We start from the raw sequence: 19,684 nt of genomic DNA, 5'->3' as shown, positions 1-19,684 counted from the left end.
CCCTCGGAGCGATGCTGCCCCGGCACGGCATAATCTGCTCTATCCTGCCCGGCATCGTTACACTTTAGTTGCCGAAGCGACAGGTCATATGTGCCGATCGATGGCCGGGCGACCGCACAGCGTACCGCTTCCGCCGTAATTCCGCGGGGTAGCACGAAGGAGGTTTCGCTCCAGTGCCGCTACCCCCGTCAACGTTCTTGCGGCAGGATATTCCGGCGGGTGGCCGATTTATGCGCGATAAGATGCCGGCTGCCCGGCGGCGCGGCACCTCCTGCGCCGCTTGTCCGGCTACACCATGGTGTGAGGATAGCGATGGAACGCGAGACGATGCAGACAAGTGCCGATCCCCTGCCGGCCGAAAGCCGGACGATGCGCCTGCGGGCGATGACGCAGGACGATATCCCCGAACTCCATGCGCTGTCGAAGGCCGAGCAATGGCCGCATCGGGCCGAGGATCTCTCGGACATGCTGGCGGTCGGCACCGGCACCGTCGCCGAACTGGGCGGCGAAATCGTCGGCACCACCATGTGGTGGCGCGCGGGACCGAAGGTCGCGACGCTCGGCATGGTCATCGTGTCGCGGCGGCATCGCGGGGCGGGCATTGGCCGAATCGTGATGGAATCGGTGCTCGACCAGATTGCGGAGGCGCTGGGCGGCGATGCGACGGTCCAGTTGAACGCGACTGAAGACGGACTGCCGCTCTATCGCAAGCTGGGCTTCACCGGCATCGGCGAGATATTGCAGCATCAGGGCGCGGCGTTCCAGGCGCCGTTGGTTCCGCTCGGCCCCGGCGAACGCATCCGCCCGATGGGCGAGCGCGACGGGGCGGTGGTCGATGCGCTGGTCCGCGCCGGCAGCGGGCTGGATCGTCCGACGGTCATGACTGTGCTGCGCGACCGGGCGCATGGCGTGGTGCTGACCCAAGGCGACGACGTGACCGGGGTCGCGCTGTTCCGCCGGTTCGGGCGCGGCTATGTCGTCGGTCCGGTCATCGCCCCCGACATGGTGCGCGCACAGGCGCTGATCGCGCAGTGGATCGGGTCGCGCAGCGGCGAGTTCATCCGGCTCGACATTCACGGCAATAGCGGGTTGGGACCATGGCTGGAGGAACTGGGACTGGTACGGGTCGGGCGGGTAGTGACGATGGTGAAGGGCGCCGAGGCGCCGGCGACCGCCCCCGCGACGGCGTTCGCGATCGTGAGCCAGGCGCTGTGCTGAGCGACGCCGACCTGCGCGGCACCGGGCTGCTGCTCGAAACGATGCTGATCGGCGGCGAATGGGTCGCGGCACGGGATGGCGCGACGCTGGACGTGACCGACCCCGCGACTGGTGACGTAATCGGCACCATCCCGGCGGGCGGGGCCGCCGATACCGAGGCGGCGATCGCCGCCGCCGCCGATGCGCTGCCGGCGTGGAAGCGGCGCACCGCCGACGACCGCGCGACGCTGCTCGAACGCTGGCATGCGCTGATCCTCGACCATGCCGACACGCTGGCGGCGATCATGACCGGCGAACAGGGCAAGCCGCTGGCCGAGGCGAAGGGCGAGATCGGCTATGCCGCGTCGTTCGTGAAATGGTTCGCGAACGAAGGGCGGCGGATCGCCGGCCACACCATCCCGGCCCCGACCAGCGACCGCCGTATCCTGGCAACGCGCGAACCGGTCGGCGTCTGTGCCGCGATCACGCCGTGGAACTTCCCGGCGGCGATGATCACGCGCAAGGTCGCACCGGCGCTCGCGGCGGGCTGCACCGTCGTCATCAAGCCGTCCGAACTGACCCCCTATACTGCCCTTGCGCTGTGCAAGCTGGCCGAACGGGCCGGCATCCCGGCGGGTGTCGTCAACATCGTCACCGGCCTGCCGCAGGCGATCGGTGCGGCGCTGACCACGTCGCCGGTGGTGCGCAAGCTGTCCTTCACCGGGTCGACCCGCGTTGGATCGCTGTTGATGCAGCAATCGGCCGATACGCTGAAGCGGCTGAGCCTCGAACTGGGCGGCAACGCGCCGTTCATCGTGTTCGACGATGCCGATCTCGATGCGGCGGTGGCGGGCGCGATGGCTTCGAAGTTCCGCAACGCGGGCCAGACCTGCGTGTGCGCCAACCGCATCCTCGTGCAGGACGGCATCCACGACCGCTTCGTCGCCAAGCTGGGTGACGCGGTGCGGGCGCTGCGTGTCGGCGACGGCCGCGATGCGGGGACGACGATCGGCCCGCTCATCAACGCCGCCGCGACGCAGAAGGTCGCCGATCACCTGTCCGATGCGCTGGCGAAGGGCGCGAAGGTCGCCGCCGCGCCCGATGGCGCGCGCGACGACGAACGGTTCGCCCGACCGGTGGTGCTGACCGGCGCCACGGCCGAGATGCGGCTGGCGTCGGAGGAGACGTTCGGCCCGGTCGCTCCGATCTTCCGCTTCACGCAGGAACAGGAGGCGATCGACCTCGCCAACGCCACGCCGTTCGGCCTCGCCAGCTACTTCTACACCGAGAACCTGCACCGCGCATGGCGCGTCGGCGAGGCGCTGGAATTCGGCATGGTCGGGTTGAACACCGGCGGGATTGCGATGGAAATGTCGCCGTTCGGCGGGATCAAGGCGTCGGGCCTCGGCCGTGAAGGCGGGCGCGAGGGCATCGACGAATATCTTGAAACGAAAGCGTTTCACTGGGGGGGATTGAAGGGCCTGTGACCAATTATCGAATTGCGGTGATTCCGGGCGACGGGATCGGCAAGGAAGTTGTGCCTGAGGGTATTCGTGTGCTCGAGGCGGCGGCGTCGGTGCATAATTTTACCGTCGAGCAGCAATGGCATGATTTCGCGAGTTGCGACTATTATGTCCGCCACGGCCGGATGATGCCCGAGGACTGGAAGGCCCGGATCGGCAATGTCGATGCGATCTTCTTCGGCGCGGTCGGCTGGCCCGACACCGTGCCGGACCATATCTCGTTGTGGGATTCGCTGATCCAGTTCCGGCGCGAATACGACCAATATGTCAATCTGCGTCCCGCGCGGCTGATGCCGGGTGTGCCGTGTCCGCTAGCCGGCCGCAATCCGGGCGATATCGACATGATGATCGTGCGGGAGAATACCGAGGGCGAATATTCGGCGATCGGCGGCACCGCCTTCCCCGGCACCGACCGCGAGGTCGTGTTGCAGGAAACCGTGATGACCCGCATCGGTACCGACCGCATCCTGCGCTATGCCTTCGACCTCGCGCAGAAGCGGCCGGCCAAGCATGTGACGTCGGCGACCAAGTCGAACGGCATCGCCATCACCATGCCGTGGTGGGACAGCCGGGTCGCGGCGATGGCGGAAGACTATCCCGACATCCGCACCGACAAATATCATATCGACATTCTGGCGGCGCAGTTCGTGATGAACCCCGACCGGTTCGACGTGGTCGTCGCGTCCAACTTGTTCGGCGACATCCTGTCCGACCTCGGCCCGGCCTGTACCGGCACGATCGGCATCGCCCCGTGCGGCAACATCAACCCCGATCGCAGCGTGCCGTCGCTGTTCGAACCGGTCCATGGCTCGGCCCCCGATATTGCCGGGCAGGGTATCGCCAACCCGGTCGGCCAGATCTGGTGCGCGGCGATGATGCTCGACCATTTCGGCGAACATGCAGCGGCGAAGTCGATCGTGACCGCGATCGAGACGGTGCTGGCCAGCGAGACCGGCCGGACCCGCGATCTGAAGGGTACGGCGTCGACGGTGGAATGCGGGAAGGCGATCGCAGCGGCGATCCGGTAACGCCTTCTACTCCCCTCTCTTCCAGGAAGGGAGGGGACGTCGAAATCCTGCCGCGGCATAATCTGCCGCACATTCGCGAAGTTCGGCAGCTTGGCCCCGCAACGCCGCCCGCGCGATCATCCCACGCCCGCCGACGCGCCGTAAGATGGTCCCATCTTCAGAAACAGGGCCAGTCATGTTCTCCAATTCGCTGATCGAGGCCGACCGCCGCCACCTCATCCACCCCGTCACCGCATGGCGGGGGCACGAGGCGCGCGGCGCGACCGTGCTGACGGGCGGTCAGGGCATGTATCTGACCGATGGCGACGGCAATCGGCTGCTCGACGCCTTTGCCGGGCTGTGGTGCGTCAATATCGGCTATGGCCATGAAAGCGTGGTCGAGGCGGCGGCGGAACAGATGCGGCGGCTGCCCTATGCCACCGGCTATTTCTCCTTCGCCAGCGAACCCGCGATCCGCCTCGCCGAGCGGTTGGCCGACCTGTCGCCGCCGGGCCTCAACCGCGTCTATTTCTCTTTGGGCGGATCGGACGCGGTCGATTCCGCGCTGCGCTTCATCGTCAACTACTGGAACGCGAAGGGCCGCCCGACCAAGAAACAGGTGATCGCGCTCGACAAGGGCTATCACGGGTCGTCGTCGAACGGGGCGGGGATCACCGGCCTGCCCGCCTTCCACCGGTTGTTCGACCTGCCGCACGACTGGCAGCATCATATTCCGGCACCCTATCCCTATCGCCACAGCGTCGGCAGCGATCCGCAGGCGGTGATCGACGCCAGCGTCGCCGCGCTGAAGGCCAAGGTCGCCGAACTGGGCGCCGACAATGTCGCCGCCTTCTTCGCCGAACCGGTGCAGGGGTCGGCCGGCGTCATCGTCCCGCCCCGGGGTTGGCTGAGCGCGATGCGTGCCGCCTGCACCGAACTGGGCATCCTGCTGGTCGCCGATGAGGTCATTACCGGCTTTGGCCGTACGGGTCCGCTGTTCGCCTGCGAAACCGAAGGCGTCACCCCCGATCTGATGACGCTCGCCAAGGGGCTGACCGCCGGTTACGTGCCGATGGGCGCGGTGCTGATGACCGACGAAATCTATGCCGGCATCGCCGATGGTCCCGACAACCACCTGCCGGTCGGCCATGGTGCGACCTATTCGGGGCACCCCGTATCCGCCGCCGTCGCGCTGGCCGTGCTCGACCTGTACGAAGGCGGCATCCTTGCCAACGGTATCGCCCGCGCGCCGCAACTCGCGGCAGGGCTGGCGGCGCTGGTCGATCATCCGCTGGTCGGCGACGTGCGACAGGCGGGCATGCTGGCGGGCATTGAACTGGTCGCGGACAAGGCGAGCAAGACGCGGTTCGATCCCGCGATCGGCCTGCCCGACAAGCTCGCGCGGACCGGCTACGCCAACGGCATCATCTTCCGCGCGTTTGCCGACGGCACGATCGGCCTCGCCCCCGCGATCAGTTGCGACGAAACCGATATGGCGGCATTGCTGGAACGCCTGACGCGGACGCTGGATCAGGTCGCCGATCTGGCCGAGGTTCGCACAATATTGCGATAGACGTTGCGGTTACGGAATGACGGGATAGATTCGCTGCCATGACCCCATCGCCCAAACTCGATCGATTGGACTTCCGCATCCTTGCGCAGTTGCAGCGCAACGGGCGGATCACCAACGTCGATCTGGCCGATGCGGTCGGCCTGTCGCCAAGCCCCTGTCTGTCGCGGGTCAAGCGGCTGGAAAAGGCGGGATACATCACCGGCTATGGCGCGCATGTCGCGCTGGCGAAGCTCGGCGAGACGCTGACCGTCTTTACCGAGATCACGTTGAAGGATCACCGGACCGGCGACTTCTCGCGCTTCGAACAACGCGCGCGCAACGTGCCCGAAGTCGTCGAATGCCACCTGGTCAGCGGGGGTTACGACTATCTGGTCAAGTTCATCACCCGCAACGTGTCGCAATATCAGGAACTGATCGAATCGATCCTTGAAAGCGATTTCGGAATCGAGAAATATTTCAGCTATATCGTACTCAAATCTCCGATCGTGAAACGCTACGACCCGATCGAGGCGCTGTTCGACGAGCGGAGCTAACCCTCGCGAAAGGCGCCCGACGATGCGTATCGACGACCAGGATCTTGCCGACCTCGCGGCGTTGCGCCGCGACCTGCATGCGCATCCCGAACTGGGTTTCGCGGAACACCGTACCGCCGCGATCATCGCCGAGGCGCTGCGCGCCGCCGGGCTGGAGGTGGCGACCGGGATCGGCGGCACCGGCGTGGTCGGCACGTTGCGGAACGGGCCGGGCAACGGCGCGATCGGCTTTCGCGCCGACATGGATGCGCTGCCTTTCGCCGAGCAGACCGGGCTCCCCTACGCCAGCAAGACGCCGGGCGTGTTCCATGGCTGCGGCCACGACGGGCACAGTGCGACGCTGATCGGCGCCGCCCGGCATCTGGCGAAGACGCGCGACTTTTCGGGCACGATCCATTTCATCTTCCAGCCGGCCGAGGAAGGGCAGGGCGGCGCCGACGCGATGGTGCGCGACGGTCTGTTCGATCGCTTCCCGTGCGACCGGGTGTTCGCGCTGCATAACTGGCCCGACCTGCCGCTGGGCAGTGCCCGGACCCGGCCGGGGCCGATCATGGCCGCCGCCGACCGGTTCGAGATCACCATTTCGGGCAAGGGCGGTCATGCCGCCATGCCGCACCAGACGCCCGATGCGATCCTGGCGGCGGCGACGTTGGTTCAGCAGCTCCACACGATCGTCTCCCGCCGCCTGCCCCCGACCGAAAGCGCGGTCCTGTCGGTGACGAAGGTCCATGGCGGCGATTCGCACAACGTCATCCCGGCGTCGGTGACGCTGACCGGCACCGTCCGCACCTTTTCGCCGGCCGTACAGGACCGGATCGAAGAATCGCTGCGCCAGATGTGCGAAGGCGTCGCGCGATCGAGCGAGACGCGGATCGACGTCGACTATGTCCGCTATTATCCGGCGACCGTGAACGACGCGGAAAGCGCGGCGATCGCGCTGGCGGCGGCACGGGCGGTGTGCGGCGACGCGGCGGAAGCGCCGGCACCGGCCTTCACCTCCGAAGACTTCGCTTTCATGTTGCAGGCCCGGCCCGGCGCCTATCTCTGGATGGGGCAGCGCGACGAATCGCATGTCGCCGCGCTCCACCACCCGGCCTATGACTTCAACGACGCGGTGACGCCGATCGGCATCGCGTGGTTCGCCGAACTGGCACGGACGCAGCTTCCCACGACCTGACGGCATGAATGCATGGGCGCGTCACGCCTAAACCCGCATTTCGTTCCGAAGCTGTCATAGCTTCGCAACAAAATGCTTGAAGCTCCCCATCATGATGCAGGTGCCGCAGAGGTGGCGCTACATCGATCCGCCGGGGCATAGGCACCGGAACGAAGATCGAGACGCTGCCAGGTCGAGGACGACGCGATAGCCGTTTCACGCTTGGGGGTTCAAATGCGCAACCGACATCTGCTTTTCTTCAGCGCCGCCAATCTGGCGCTTCTGGCACCTGCTGCCGCATCGGCACAGGAGGTTGCGGTCGCCGCAGCCGCTGCGACCGCCGCTCCCGAAGGGGAGGGTGAGCCGCAACAGGACGAGATCGTCGTTCAGGGCGTGCGCCAGCAATATGTCGCCAACGTACCGACGATCGAGGTGCCGCAGAGCATCCAGGTTCTGTCGATGGAAACGTTGAAGGATGCCGGGATCACCCGGCTCGACAACGCACTCGACTTCGCGACCGGCATCGCCCGGCAGAATAATTTCGGCGGCCTGTTCGATGTGTTCGCCTGTCGCGGGTTCACCGGCGACGAAGGTGCCGGCAGCAACTATCTGGTCAACGGGTTCAACGCCGCCCGCGGCTATGGCGGCGCGCGCGACACGTCGAACGTGCAGCAGGTGCAGGTGCTCAAGGGACCGAACTCCTCGCTGTTCGGGCGCGGCGAACCGGGATGCACGGTCAACATCATCACCAAGAAGCCCGGCTTCGACCTGCATGGCGGGTTGATCCTGTCGGCGGGCAGCTACAATAATTTCCGCAGCGAAGGCGATTTCAACGTGCCGTTGTCGGACCGGGTCGCGGTGCGCGTGACCGGTGCCGCCGAGTCCGCCGACAGCTTTCGCGATTTCCTGTCGAGCGAAAAGGTGACGGTCACCCCGTCGATCCTCGCCAAGCTCGGGCAGGACAGCTCGATCAGCTATGAATTCGAATATATCGACCAGAAGGTCGTGTTCGACCGTGGCATCGTCGCGCCGACCGGCGACCTGAAGCTGGTGCCGCGCGAACGCTTTTTCGGCGAACCGGGCGATGGCCCGGTCCATGTCCGCGCCATGGGCCATCAGGCGCAGCTGCAACATGATTTCAGCCCCGACTGGTCGCTGGTGCTCGGCGTCGGCTATCGCGACACCTTCTTCCGCGGCGTATCGACCGAAGCCGAACTCGCCGCCGGTCGCCAGCGTATCTATACCGATGGCATCACCCTGTCGCGTCAGCGCCGCGAACGCGACTATGCGACCACCGACCTGACCTTCCGCGGCGAAGTCAGCGGCAAGTTCTCGACCGGGCCGCTGCAGCATCACATGATCATCGGTGCCGACTGGGACGATTATCAACTCGACGTCGTCCAGAACCGCTATCGCCCGCCCGCCGTGGCGTCGCAGACCGCGGGGAACCTGGTGCTCGGCAACCGCATCGACATCTTCGATCCGGTCTATGGCAAGCTGCCCACCCCTGGCCGGTTCCAGAGCTATCTGGAACGGCAGAATAGCTGGGGTACCTATCTGCAGGATCAGGTCGATGTGACCGATGCGCTGAAGGTCCGGTTCGGCGGCCGCTTCGACAATTTCGAACAGATTGTCGACGACCGTGTCGCCGCGCGTCGCACGATGCAGGAGAAGACGGCGTTCAGCCCGTCGGTCGGCGCGACCTATCTGTTCGGCGATAACGTCTCGATCTACGCCAATTACGGGCGCGGCTTCCGCCCGAACAACGGGACCGATGCGAACAACAACGCCTTCGAACCCGAACGCACCGTTTCGTACGAGGCCGGGGCGAAGGTGTCGCTGCTGCGCAAGCGGCTGACCGGAACGCTCGCCTTCTTCAAGACGACCAAGAACAACGTGCTGACCGCCGACCCGGTCAACGCCAACTTCTCGCTGGCGGTCGGCAAGGCGCGCAGCAAGGGCGTCGAGGCGGAACTGTCGGGCAACCTGCCGGCCGGTTTCCGCGTGCAGCTGAACTACGCCTATATCGACGCGGAAGTCGCCGCGGACGCGCTGGACCCCAATTTCGGCTTCGGCCTGCGCGAAGGCGATCCGTTGCTCAACATCCCCAAGAACAGCGGCAGCGCGCTGCTGTTCAAGGATTTCGACATCGGCAGCAGCCGCCTGACGCTGGGTGCGGGCGTCAACTATGTCGGCAAGCGGCTGGGCGAGACGGGCTTCCGCTTCGCGAACGGCGAATTCTATTATCTGCCGGGATATACGCTGACCCGCGTCATGGCGTCGTACGAACCGAACGAACGGCTGCGCGTGTCGGGCGAGGTGACGAACCTGTTCGACGAACATTATTTCCCCAGCTCCTATTCGCGGCTGTGGACGCTGCCCGGCGCACCGCGCCAGTTCATGGTCCGGGTCGGCTATTCCTATTGAGCGGACGGACGATGGACCCCGTCCTGCTCCATCTGGGAACGCCGGCGCGCGGGGAGCGGTGGCAGACGCTGCTCCCCCGGCTGGTGCCCGGGCTGACGGTACGGCTATGGCCCGACATGGGGGATCCGGCGGCGATCACCCATGTCGCGGCGTGGGCGCCACCCGACGACCTGTTCGCCATGCTGCCGAACCTGACGATGGTGTTCTCGGTCGGGGCGGGTGTCGACCAGTTGCGTGCCGATGCCCTTCCCGATCATGTCGCGCTGGTCCGCACGGTCGAACCCGGACTGGTCGCCGAAATGGCCGATTACGCGACGCTGGCGGTGCTGGCGCTGCACCGCGACCTGCCGCACTATCTGATGGCACAGCGTGCCGGGCAATGGGCGCCGCAGGCGGTGAGTGCCAAGGGGGCGCGGCGGGTGACCGTCCTCGGCCTTGGCGCGATGGGCGGGGCGATCGCGACGCAGATCGCGGCGCTCGGCTTTCCGGTGACCGGGTGGAGCCGGCGCCCGCGCGATCTGCCCGGTATCGATTGCCACCATGGCGCCGACGCGCTGCCCGACGTGCTGGCGATCAGCGACATATTGATCTGTGCGCTGCCGCTGACCCCGGCGACGCGCCATATCCTGAACGCCGCGACCTTTGCCCGATTGCCACACGGCGCTGCCATCGTGAACATGGGGCGGGGCGGGCATCTCGACCAGGGGGCGCTGCTCGCCGCGCTCGAGACAGGTCAGGTCGCGGCGGCGATGCTCGACGTCACCGAACCCGAACCGTTGCCGCCGGATCATCCACTGTGGCGTCACCCAAGGGTCGTGCTGACCCCGCACGTCGCCGCCGAGACCGATATCGATGGCGGCGCGCGCGCGGTGGCGGCGGCGATCCTCGCCCATCGCGCCGGGACCGTACCCCCGGGGCTGGTCGATCGCAGCGCCGGTTACTGATCGCCTTGCTTGCGTCCGGGGAGCCGGTTCGCGCGGCAAAACGATCGAATGAGGGGCGATCGCCCCGCCTGCGTACAGTCAAGCAGACGGTGGTTCGCCGTCCCCATTTCGGAGGTTTCCGTCCATGCGTCACGTCCTGACCGGTTTCGCTGTTGCCGCCCTGCTCGCCACCCCGGCGCTCGCCCATCCCAAGCTCGTATCGGCGACCCCGGCCGCCGAAGCGAAGGTCGCGGTCGCGCCCAAGACGCTGACGCTGACCTTTTCCGAAAAGCTGGTCGCGCCGCTGTCGGGCGCGGAACTGACGATGTTGCCGATGCCGGGCATGGGCCCGCACCGCATTCCCGCCACCGCGAAGGTCGGCGATGACGGCAGCTCGCTGGTGCTGACTTTGGCCCGCCCGCTGCCGCGCGGCAGCTACCGCGTCGACTGGCACGTCGTGTCGTCCGACACCCACCGGGTGACCGGCAGCTACACCATCACGGTCGGCTGACCGTGGGCGACGGGCCGCTCATCGTCGTGCGCGGCCTGTTGCTGGCGGTGTTGCCGGCGACGTTCGGGCTGGCATGGTTCGCGCGCCGGCAGCTGGTCACGCGCCGGGCGTTGGTCATCGCGACCGTGGCCGCGCTGCTGCTGTCGGGCGTCGCCTTCGTCCTGCTGGCGGCGGCGATGACCGGGGCGGGGGTGGCATCGGTCGACCGCGACCTGCTGCTGATGCTGGTGCGCGATACGACGCCCGGTACCGCCTTCCTCGTTCGTAGCGCCGCGTTGCTCGTGATGCTCATAGCATTGCTCGTGCCGCAGCCGCGCTTCACGCCCGTCGCGCTGCTGGCGGCGGTGGCCAGTGCCACGCTGGCGTGGAACGGCCATGGCGCGATGGAAGAGGGGGTGGCCGGCCGGTTGCACCTGATCGCCGACATCGTCCATCTGCTGGCGGCGGGGGCATGGATCGGTGCGCTGGCGGTGTTCGTCACCCTTGCGGTTCGGCGATCGCCGCAGGCCGCCGGGGCGCTGGCCGACTTTGCCGGCATGGGAACGGCGATCGTCGCCGCGATCGTGCTGACCGGCATCGTCAACGCCGCGATGCTGGTCGGCATCGACGGCCTCGCGCGGCTCGGCACCAGCCTGTACGGACAGTTGCTACTCGCCAAGCTGGCGCTGTTCGCGCTGATGCTGGCGCTCGCCGCCGCCAACCGCTTCGTGCTGACGCCGCGCCTGACCGCCAGCGGCGACCTGCGCGCGCTCAGGATCAGCCTGTCGACCGAGTTCGCCGCCGGCGTGCTGATCGTGCTGCTGATCGGCTGGGCCGGGACGCTCGAACCGCCGGTTTCGGCAATGTCCTAAACTGCCGTCACCGGCGCGGCATCCTCGGCGGTCAGCATCCGCACTTCGTAAATCACCGCATCGCCCTTCTTCGCGGTCAGATCGACCTTCGCGTCCGGTCGCCCCTGCGCGCCCGCCGACGGGATCGGATAGTCGAGCGCCACGAACCGGTCCGCCGCCGGCCCCTTGTGCGTCGCGGTCGCCAGCGGCGCACCGTCGATCGCGATATCGACCGCACGATCGACGTCGCGGCCCCAGATCAGCAGCCGCAGCACCGCCGGTCCCGGCCGCCGCGCCAGCGTCATCGACAGCGTCTGACCCGGCTTAATCCGCCGGGCCGACCGGCCCGACCAGTTGACGACCTCGCTGCCGCCCGGTGCCACCTGATGGTCGCGCTCGGGCTGCATCTCACCCATATACAGCGTGTCGACGGTGCGCCGTCCGAGCGCGCGCGCTTCCGCCTGGGCCTGTACATAGTCGCCCCGCGCCGCCGCCCAGCGGTCGCTGGTGAAGGTCGGCAGATATACCGCCGTTCGCCGGTCCCATTGCGAATAGAAGGGCCGGAACGTCAGCGCCTCGCCCAGCGCGCCGGTCGCGGTGAAGCGATTGTCGCCGGCGGGCGTCAGGCTGTCGGCGATCGCGCCGTCGCTGACCAGTGCCGGGCCGGTACTGTCGAACGGCTGCGCTTCGCTGCCCATATCGGCGGCCAGCACCAGCGGGCCATAGGTGAAGGCGACGATCGTCGGATCGTCGGGCGTCGGTTCGGCGGCCAGCGTCATCGGCAGCGTCAGCGCGACCCTGTCGCCCGCGCGCCACCGGCGATCGATCACCGCATAGCCGTTTCGCAGCGTCGGCGCGATCGCCTGTCCGTTGAGCGCCACCACCGGATCCTTCGCCCAGCCGGGCAGGCGGATCGCGATCGCCTGACGCCCGCGCGGTGCGCGCCGTACCGTCAGCGTCGCCGACCCCTGCAATGGCATTGCAGTGTCCAGATCGACCGCCAGCCCACGCTCGCTCCAGTCGAGCTTCGAGGGCACGAACAGGTTCAGGTACAGCGTGTCGGCATCCTGCCACCAGATCGAATCGGCGTGCTTGGCATGGCTTTCCATGCCCGACCCGACGCAGCACCAGAAACTGTCGTCGGGGCTGGAATAGGTCCGCCGCGCGCCCGCCGCCAGCGGCATGAAGTAGACAAAGCGCCCGTCGCGCGGCCGCTGATGGGCGAGCATATGATTGATCTGGACGCGCTCATAATAATCGAACCAGCGCGCCTCGGGCTGCCAGCCATAGAGGTGCCGGGTCAGCTTCAACATGTTGTAGCTGTTGCATGCCTCGCACGTCGCTTCGCCCAGCCGCTTCGACAGTTGGTCGGGCTGGCCGAAATGTTCGCGTTCCGAATTGCCGCCGATCACATAGCTGTGATGCCCGGTCACCCGCTGGTGAAAGAAGCGCGCGGCGGTCGCATGCGCCGGTGCGCCGGTCAGTTCGTGCAGTCGGGCAAGGCCGATCACCTTCGGAATCTGCGTATTGGCGTGCAGCCCGGCGAGCCTGTCCTGCTGCGCGGTCAGCGGGTCGAGCACCGCCTTGTGCCGGATCTTCTCCGCCATGCGCAGCCAGCGGGCATCGCCGGTCAGCGCATAGGTATCGGCATAGCTTTCGTTCAGCCCACCATGTTCGGCGGCCAGGATGCGCTGCATCTGTTCGTCGGACAGCGGTTCGAGCACGCCGGCCAGATAGCCGGCCATGCCGAGCAGCACCGGCATCGCCCGCTTGTTGCCCGCCAGCACATGCGCGTCGATCAGCCCGGCATGGACCTTGTGCCACGTATAGAGCGGTACCCAGCCGCCGTTGAGGTCGAACCCGCCGCTGCGGATGTCGCCACGGCGCAGTTCCTCGAGCACGATCTTGCCGTCGACGGTCTTCCCATCGCGTTCGACGGTGGTGCCACCGACATAGCCGTCGCCATGCGCCGCCTGTATCCGCGCCATTTCCTGCAACGCATGGTCCAGCCGCGTCGCGATCGCCGCATCGCCGCTATTGGCGACGGTCAGCGCGCAGGCCGACAGCCAATGGCCAAGGCTGTGCCCGGCAATCCCCTGCGCTTCCCAGCCGCCATAAACCGGCTTGGGCGCGGGCAGCCCGGCCGAGACGTAGAAATTGTGCAGCAGTCGTTCGGGGTCGAGGTCGAGCAGGTAGCGACGGTTCGCGGCGAACGCATCGGCGAAGGGCGAGGGCTGCAACGTCACGAATCGCGCCGGGACCGGTTCCGCTCGACGGATCGCCGGAGTCGCGGCCAGCGCCGATGCGCCGAACGGCATCAGGCTGGCGCCGATCAGCAGGCTGCGTCGACTAACGGTCATTTGCCGGACGGTTCCGGCGCAGCGCGGGGGCGGAGACGTGACGTGGTTCGACATTGCTAGTCCTGACTGACGTTTCTGTTTTTAATCCTCTTCCGATCGAAATTGTCTGACTTTATCGTATCGGTCAACCTGCAACGCTGCGTTCTTTTGGTTGGTATCGCTATCATGGCGACTGGTACGGCGGTGGGCTTTGTATCCGCCGAACATGGGATTCGGGGTTTTGCGGAAAGCAACCGTTCCCGTATGGGCTTGAACTGGATGCCCGCTGCCGATTGCGGCCAACTGACATTCTGAAAAAATTCGTGTCGGCTCTATTGCGTTCCCAAAACGCCACGATAATTGTCTGAGTATAAGTTTGTTGCCGGATCGGGGAGGATACCGTGGTTATCGCGGCAGAAATACCAGTGTCGGCAACCGCTATCGCTTGGTCGTTGCAGCTATGAGTGCCGCAAACGGGCCGGATGCGAGCCTGGTACCTCTGCGCAGGCGTTCCATGGCCGGTCGCGGACGACGGAACCACAGAACCACGATCATCGGATTTGACATGCCGATGGCCGGCCGGTGGCGCGCTACCATCGGCGTCGCACGCTCGCTGCTGTCGGTCGCCGCGCTGTCGCTCGCCGGGGTGGGGGGCGCGCAGACCGCTGCTCCGGAGGGGGATATCCGCCCGGTCCATGATCCGGTGCTGATCCGGCAGGGGGCGACATGGCACGTCTTTTCGACCGGCATCGGTCGCGACGGGCAAGGATTGATCGCCGAGCGGACCTCCAACGATCTGGTCCATTGGCAGGCGGGCACGCCGCCCTTCGCCAAGCTGCCCGACTGGGCGGTGAAGGCGATACCAGGCGCGCGCAATCTTTGGGCGCCCGACATCTCGTTCGTGAACGGCCGCTATCGCCTCTATTATTCGGTCTCGACCTTCGGATCGAACCGTTCGGCGATCGGCCTCGCCACCAACGTGACACTGGATCCACGGGCACCCGGCTATCGCTGGCGCGACGAAGGGATGGTGCTGCGATCGGTGCCGGGTGATGCGTATAACGCGATCGACCCGGCATTCGTCGTCGACAGGTCCGGTCGCCACTGGCTGTCGTTCGGCAGCTTCTGGAGCGGGTTGAAGCTGGTCGAACTGAACCCCCAGACCGGCAAGCCGCTGAACCCCGGGGCAAAGCCGCTGGCGCTCGCCAGTCGCCCGGTGCCCGCCGGGGCGCCGTCGATCATCGAAGCGCCCTATATCTTCGAACGCGGCGGATATTACTGGCTGATCGCCAGCTACGACTATTGCTGCAAGGGCGTGAACAGCACCTATTACACCGTGATCGGCCGGTCGAAGACGATCGCCGGACCCTATCTGGGCAAGGATGGCAGTTCGATGCTGGCCGGCGGTGGTACGGTGTTGCTGCGCGCCGATCTGGAGGAGAAGGGCCGGTATCGCGGACCCGGCCATGCCGGTCATTACCGTGGGCAGGACCGGATCGATCGCATCGTCTATCACGCTTACGACAAGGAAAATGCCGGTGCGCCGACCCTGCGGATCGCGACCCTGACATGGGGTGGCGATGGCTGGCCGACCGCACAGTGAAGGAGAGAATGCCGATGAACGAAGCCCTGTCCCGCCGCCTGTTTCTGGGCGGGGTGGCCGCCGCCGGTGCCGCGAGCGCAGTCCCCGCATGGGCGCAGCGGCGTCGCGGAGGCACGGCCGGCATCGTCAATCCGCTGGTCAAGAACCGCGCCGATGCGCAGGTGTTTCGCCACATCGATGGCTGGTATTATCTGACCGGGTCGGTGCCCGAATATGACCGGCTGGTACTGCGCCGGGCGAAGACGATCGGCGGGCTGACGAACGCGCAGGAAAAGGTCCTGTGGCGGCACGAGGCGTCGGGGCCGCGCTCCGGCTTCCTGTGGGCGCCCGAACTGCACCAGATCGACGGCAAGTGGATCATGTACTTCGCCGCCGGTCCCAGCGGCGGCGGCGAGGACGTGTTCCGCATCCGCACCTATGCGGTGGTGTGCGACGGTCCCGATCCGATGACCGGCAACTGGTCGGTGCTGGGGCAGCTGGAAACGCCGTGGGACAGCTTCAACCTCGATTCGACCAGCTTCGTACATCGCGGCACCCGCTATCTGGCATGGGCGCAGCGCGAGCCGGGGATCGAGACGAATTCGAACCTGTATCTCGCCCCGCTCGCGACGCCGCTGACGCTGGCCGCCAAGCCCGCGCGGTTGACCGTGCCGACGCTGCCATGGGAGATTCGCGGCTACAAGGTTGCCGAGGCTCCGGCGCTGCTCGCGCGCAACGGGCGGCTGTTCATGACCTATTCGGCGAGTGCCACCGACGCGCGCTACTGTCTGGGCATGCTGACCGCGCGCGACGATGCCGACATCATGGACCCGGCGGCATGGACCAAGTCGCCCCAGCCGGTGATGAAGACCGATCCGGCCCGCAAGATATTCGGTCCCGGCCATAACAGCTTCACCGTCGACGAACGCGGTCGCGACATGCTGGTCTTCCACGCCCGAGATTATGAAAAGATCACCGGCGACCCGCTGTTCGATCCCAATCGCCACACCCGGGTCCAGCCGATCCGCTACGATGCGGACGGCGTACCCCAGTTCGAACCGCCCGCCGCCAACGGGCCGCTGCGGGTCTGAACGACGCGGAACCGATCGATCATGCGCCCGGCAGCCATGCGTTGCCGGGCCGATTTGCGTTGGCGAAGACGCGACGCAGAACAGTGTCCGGGCAATACACGGCCCACTCGCTTCGATCCGTCCTTGTCTTCGGAACGGGCCTTTGGCGTCTTTCGCGTTAACTATCTGGTATCCGCTCCCGATCTATTGACTCCCCTGCGGGCAGTATTGCCGGGTGGGGGAGCGTTGATGCGGAAGTTGGGAGTTCTGTTGGCGGCGACCGCCACTGTGGTGGCGTCGGCACCGGCGGCAGCGCAGGGATTGCGCGGAGTCGTGACGACCAAGGGCGACAAGCCCGAGGCGAAACCCGGCGAGCAAGAATCGACCAACACCTCCGACATCGTCGTCACCGCGACTCGGCGTTCGCAGCGCCTGTCGAACGTGCCGATCGCGGTCAGCGCCTACAGCACCGCCGCACTTCAGAATTCGGGCGCGACCGACATTCGCCAGATGGCACAATTGTCGCCATCGCTGATCGTGTCCTCGACCGGATCCGAAGCCAATGCTGCGGCACGCCTGCGCGGCATCGGCACGGTCGGTGACAATCCCGGTCTCGAAAGCTCGGTCGCGGTGTTCATTGACGGCGTCTATCGCAGCCGCACCGGTTCGGGCCTCAACGATCTGGGCGAGGTCGAGCGGATCGAAGTACTGCGCGGGCCGCAGGGCACGTTGTCGGGACGCAATTCGTCGGCGGGCGCGATCAGCATCTACACCAAATATCCCTCGTTCACCTTCGGGGGCTATGGCGAGGCGAGCTATGGCAATTTCAACGCGGTGCGGCTGGCCGGCGCGCTGACCGGGCCGATCGTCAAGGACAAGCTGGCGTTCCGCGTCGACGGGGTGGTCGGCAAGCGCGACGGATTCTACCGCGATGTCGTCAACGACACCGATTACAACGACCGCAACCGCTATTTCGTGCGCGGGCAGCTGTTCTTCAAACCGGTCGACAATTTCTCGATCCGGCTGATCGGCGACTACACCCATCGCGACGAAAAGTGTTGCGGCGCGGTCTATATCGATACGCAGGAAAAGATCGATCCGACGCCGGGTGTCGCGGGGGATTATACCCCGTCGGCACAGAACCGCATCGTGTCGATCCTGCAAAGCCTGGGCGGGGTGCTGCCCAGCGACGGCGATCCGTATAACCGCCGCATCGCCAACACGCGCGGGCGGGCCTATGGCAACATCACCACCGATTACGGCGCGTCGGCGCGTATCGGCTGGACCTTCTCCAACCTCCAACTCATCTCGATCAGCGCGTATCGCGAATATAAGGCGGGTGGCGCGGCCGACGTCGATTACGGCAATGTCGACATCGGCTATCGCCCCGATGACGGGAACGCCTATCGCGAATTCCATACCTTCACGCAGGAAACGCGGTTGAGCGGCGGGCTGTTCAACAACCGTCTCGACTGGATGGTCGGCGGCTATTACGCGCACGAAAATCTGGCGGTCGTCGATAATCTCCGCTTCGGTACCCAATATGGCGCGTTCGCCGCATGCCGGGTCGTGGCGACGATCAATCCGCTGGCGGCGCTGCGCAATCCGGCGGCGAGCGGCTGCCTCAGCACTGCCGGCCGCGCCGCGCTGACCCCGGCGGTCGGGCCGCAGATCATCGGCGCGATCGACCGGCTGAGCACGCTCAACGATCTCGGCAGCGTGCGCGACGTCTATGACCAGACCAGCAGCAACTATGCGTTCTTCACCCACAATATCTTCAAGGTGACCGATACGCTCAGCCTGACCGGCGGTCTGCGCTATACGCATGAACAGAAGTCGCTGAACGCCAGCTTCGTCAACAACAACACCGTCTGTCCCAGCCAGCAGGCGGCGATGGCGCCGCTGCTCGGCAGCAGCAACGCGACTCTCCGGTCGCTCGCGGCGGGCATCGTCACCCTGACCTGCACGGGCAATTCGACCGCAGCGCTGACCGGCGTGCCGATCCGCGACAAGCTGAGCGAAGGGCAGGTGACCGGCACGACCGTGCTGTCGTGGAAACCGGTGCCGAGCACGCTGCTCTACGCATCCTATGCGCGCGGGTACAAGGCGGGCGGCTACAATCTCGACCGGTCCGACCTGTCGGCGACGGTGTTCACCACGCCGACGGCGGCATCGGCGCGCAACCTGCGCTTCGACCCGGAAACGGTGCAGGCGCTGGAAATCGGCGTCAAATACAGCTCGGCGAAGTTCACGGCGAACCTTGCCGCGTTCCGATCGGCGTTCCGCAATTTCCAGCTGAACACCTTCAACGGCACCAATTTCATCGTCCAGAATATCAGTTCGTGCGACCAGTCGCTGGCCGGTGCCGATCGCGACAACAACTCGGTGACCGGTCAGTGTTCTGGCAAGGTAGGTGCCGGTGTGGTGACGCAGGGCTTCGAATTCGAGGCCGGCGCCTATCCTGCGCGGGATGTGGCGTTCAATATCGGCTATACCTATGCCCATACCCAGTATCGCGACAATCTGGTCGGCAGCGAGGCGGGCGAGCCGCTGAACGCCGCCTTGTTCCTGTTGCCGGGCAACCAGATGTCGAACGCACCGCGCCACACCATCACCAACTCGGCGGTGTGGACCCCGCCGGTCGGCCGCAACCTCAGCGCGCTGTTCTATGTCGATAGCCGCCTGACCAGCGACTATAATACCGGATCGGATTTGTTCGCCGAAAAGCGGCTCGACGGCTTCTTCCTGATGAACGCCCGCATCGGCCTGCGCGGTCCCGAACAGCGCTGGGCGATCGAGTTCTGGGGACAGAATATCCTCGATACCGATTATCAGCAGGTCGCCTTTGCCGCGCCGTTCCAGGGGCTGGGCAGCGTGTCGCAGGTGACGGCCTTCGGCGCGCCCGCCTTCGGCGTCGGCAATGCGGTGACCTCCTCCTATCTTGCCGAACCCCGTACCTACGGCATCACGCTACGGTCGCGGTTCTGACGATGCCCTTCACATCTGTTACGGA

General features: G+C 66.2%; 13 protein-coding genes and 1 pseudogene. 13 read left to right on the top strand and 1 reads right to left on the bottom strand.

All coding sequences use genetic code 11. The features are described 5' to 3' along the window. The first annotated feature begins 312 nt into the window (after positions 1 to 312). The 10 genes from ACZ1JS_RS10920 to copD all read left to right on the top strand — a co-directional run bounded on the left by ACZ1JS_RS10920 (position 313) and on the right by copD (position 11,701). Entirely contained in the window at positions 313 to 1,218 is a 906-nt protein-coding gene (locus ACZ1JS_RS10920; protein WP_465166080.1) for a GNAT family N-acetyltransferase, read from the top strand. Positions 1,219 to 1,259: 41 nt separating this feature from the next. Further along, positions 1,260 to 2,684: an NAD-dependent succinate-semialdehyde dehydrogenase gene (locus ACZ1JS_RS10915; RefSeq protein ID WP_465168675.1), complete on the top strand. Its 1,425-nt coding sequence runs from the start codon at positions 1,260 to 1,262 to the stop codon at positions 2,682 to 2,684. Further along, positions 2,681 to 3,748 carry a tartrate dehydrogenase gene (locus ACZ1JS_RS10910; protein ID WP_465166079.1) on the top strand — a complete coding sequence of 356 codons (1,068 nt, stop codon included), beginning with the start codon at positions 2,681 to 2,683 and terminating at the stop codon, positions 3,746 to 3,748. The genes ACZ1JS_RS10915 and ACZ1JS_RS10910 overlap by 4 nt, the downstream gene beginning before the upstream one ends. Positions 3,749 to 3,923: 175 nt before the next feature. Continuing rightward, the gene (locus tag ACZ1JS_RS10905) at positions 3,924 to 5,300 is read left to right on the top strand and encodes an aminotransferase class III-fold pyridoxal phosphate-dependent enzyme (protein WP_465166078.1); all 1,377 of its coding nucleotides are present in this window, start codon (positions 3,924 to 3,926) and stop codon (positions 5,298 to 5,300) included. Positions 5,301 to 5,338: 38 nt separating this feature from the next. Continuing rightward, positions 5,339 to 5,833, top strand: a complete 495-nt coding sequence (locus ACZ1JS_RS10900; RefSeq protein ID WP_242116998.1) for an Lrp/AsnC family transcriptional regulator — start codon at positions 5,339 to 5,341, stop codon at positions 5,831 to 5,833. 22 nt (positions 5,834 to 5,855) lie between these two features. Further along, positions 5,856 to 7,010, top strand: coding sequence for a M20 aminoacylase family protein (locus ACZ1JS_RS10895; protein WP_465166077.1), 1,155 nt, complete (start codon positions 5,856 to 5,858; stop codon positions 7,008 to 7,010). Between the two features lie 213 nt (positions 7,011 to 7,223). After that, entirely contained in the window at positions 7,224 to 9,416 is a 2,193-nt protein-coding gene (locus ACZ1JS_RS10890; RefSeq protein ID WP_465166076.1) for a TonB-dependent siderophore receptor, read from the top strand. An 11-nt stretch (positions 9,417 to 9,427) separates the two neighbouring features. Next, on the top strand, positions 9,428 to 10,360 hold the full coding sequence (locus ACZ1JS_RS10885; protein WP_465166075.1) for a 2-hydroxyacid dehydrogenase: 933 nt from the start codon (positions 9,428 to 9,430) through the stop codon (positions 10,358 to 10,360). 124 nt (positions 10,361 to 10,484) lie between these two features. Further along, a complete protein-coding gene (gene copC / locus ACZ1JS_RS10880) occupies positions 10,485 to 10,850 on the top strand; it encodes a copper homeostasis periplasmic binding protein CopC (protein WP_465166074.1) in 366 nt (121 codons plus the stop codon). A 2-nt stretch (positions 10,851 to 10,852) separates the two neighbouring features. Further along, entirely contained in the window at positions 10,853 to 11,701 is an 849-nt protein-coding gene (gene copD / locus ACZ1JS_RS10875; protein WP_465166073.1) for a copper homeostasis membrane protein CopD, read from the top strand. Here copD and ACZ1JS_RS10870 read toward each other — a convergent pair. Continuing rightward, a complete protein-coding gene (locus tag ACZ1JS_RS10870) occupies positions 11,698 to 14,040 on the bottom strand; it encodes a beta-L-arabinofuranosidase domain-containing protein (protein ID WP_465166072.1) in 2,343 nt (780 codons plus the stop codon). The genes copD and ACZ1JS_RS10870 overlap by 4 nt on opposite strands. A 544-nt stretch (positions 14,041 to 14,584) precedes the next feature. On the opposite strand from ACZ1JS_RS10870, the gene ACZ1JS_RS10865 reads away from it, so the two are divergent. The 3 genes and pseudogenes from ACZ1JS_RS10865 to ACZ1JS_RS10855 all read left to right on the top strand — a co-directional run bounded on the left by ACZ1JS_RS10865 (position 14,585) and on the right by ACZ1JS_RS10855 (position 19,659). Continuing rightward, complete coding sequence (locus tag ACZ1JS_RS10865) at positions 14,585 to 15,622, top strand: arabinan endo-1,5-alpha-L-arabinosidase (protein WP_465166071.1); 1,038 nt, start codon at positions 14,585 to 14,587, stop codon at positions 15,620 to 15,622. Between the two features lie 14 nt (positions 15,623 to 15,636). After that, positions 15,637 to 16,683: pseudogene (locus tag ACZ1JS_RS10860) on the top strand (glycoside hydrolase family 43 protein); the annotation flags it as partial. Positions 16,684 to 16,920: 237 nt separating this feature from the next. Then, positions 16,921 to 19,659, top strand: a complete 2,739-nt coding sequence (locus ACZ1JS_RS10855; RefSeq protein ID WP_465166070.1) for a TonB-dependent receptor — start codon at positions 16,921 to 16,923, stop codon at positions 19,657 to 19,659. Positions 19,660 to 19,684 lie beyond the last annotated feature (25 nt).

This window comes from Sphingomonas sp. BL-S-05, from assembly GCF_055521695.1.
This window is presented reverse-complemented; position numbering and strand designations above follow the sequence as displayed.

Bases quoted from the DNA above. Each gene is read 5' to 3' on its own strand.
- ACZ1JS_RS10885 (WP_465166075.1), top strand. From the start codon at position 9,428: ATGGACCCCGTCCTGCTCCATCTGGGAACGCCGGCGCGCGGGGAGCGG.
- ACZ1JS_RS10915 (WP_465168675.1), top strand. From the start codon at position 1,260: ATGCTGATCGGCGGCGAATGGGTCGCGGCACGGGATGGCGCGACGCTG.
- ACZ1JS_RS10870 (WP_465166072.1), bottom strand. From the start codon at position 14,040: ATGACCGTTAGTCGACGCAGCCTGCTGATCGGCGCCAGCCTGATGCCG.
- copC (WP_465166074.1), top strand. From the start codon at position 10,485: ATGCGTCACGTCCTGACCGGTTTCGCTGTTGCCGCCCTGCTCGCCACC.
- ACZ1JS_RS10895 (WP_465166077.1), top strand. From the start codon at position 5,856: ATGCGTATCGACGACCAGGATCTTGCCGACCTCGCGGCGTTGCGCCGC.
- ACZ1JS_RS10855 (WP_465166070.1), top strand. From the start codon at position 16,921: ATGCGGAAGTTGGGAGTTCTGTTGGCGGCGACCGCCACTGTGGTGGCG.
- ACZ1JS_RS10920 (WP_465166080.1), top strand. From the start codon at position 313: ATGGAACGCGAGACGATGCAGACAAGTGCCGATCCCCTGCCGGCCGAA.
- ACZ1JS_RS10905 (WP_465166078.1), top strand. From the start codon at position 3,924: ATGTTCTCCAATTCGCTGATCGAGGCCGACCGCCGCCACCTCATCCAC.
- ACZ1JS_RS10865 (WP_465166071.1), top strand. From the start codon at position 14,585: ATGCCGATGGCCGGCCGGTGGCGCGCTACCATCGGCGTCGCACGCTCG.
- ACZ1JS_RS10900 (WP_242116998.1), top strand. From the start codon at position 5,339: ATGACCCCATCGCCCAAACTCGATCGATTGGACTTCCGCATCCTTGCG.
- ACZ1JS_RS10890 (WP_465166076.1), top strand. From the start codon at position 7,224: ATGCGCAACCGACATCTGCTTTTCTTCAGCGCCGCCAATCTGGCGCTT.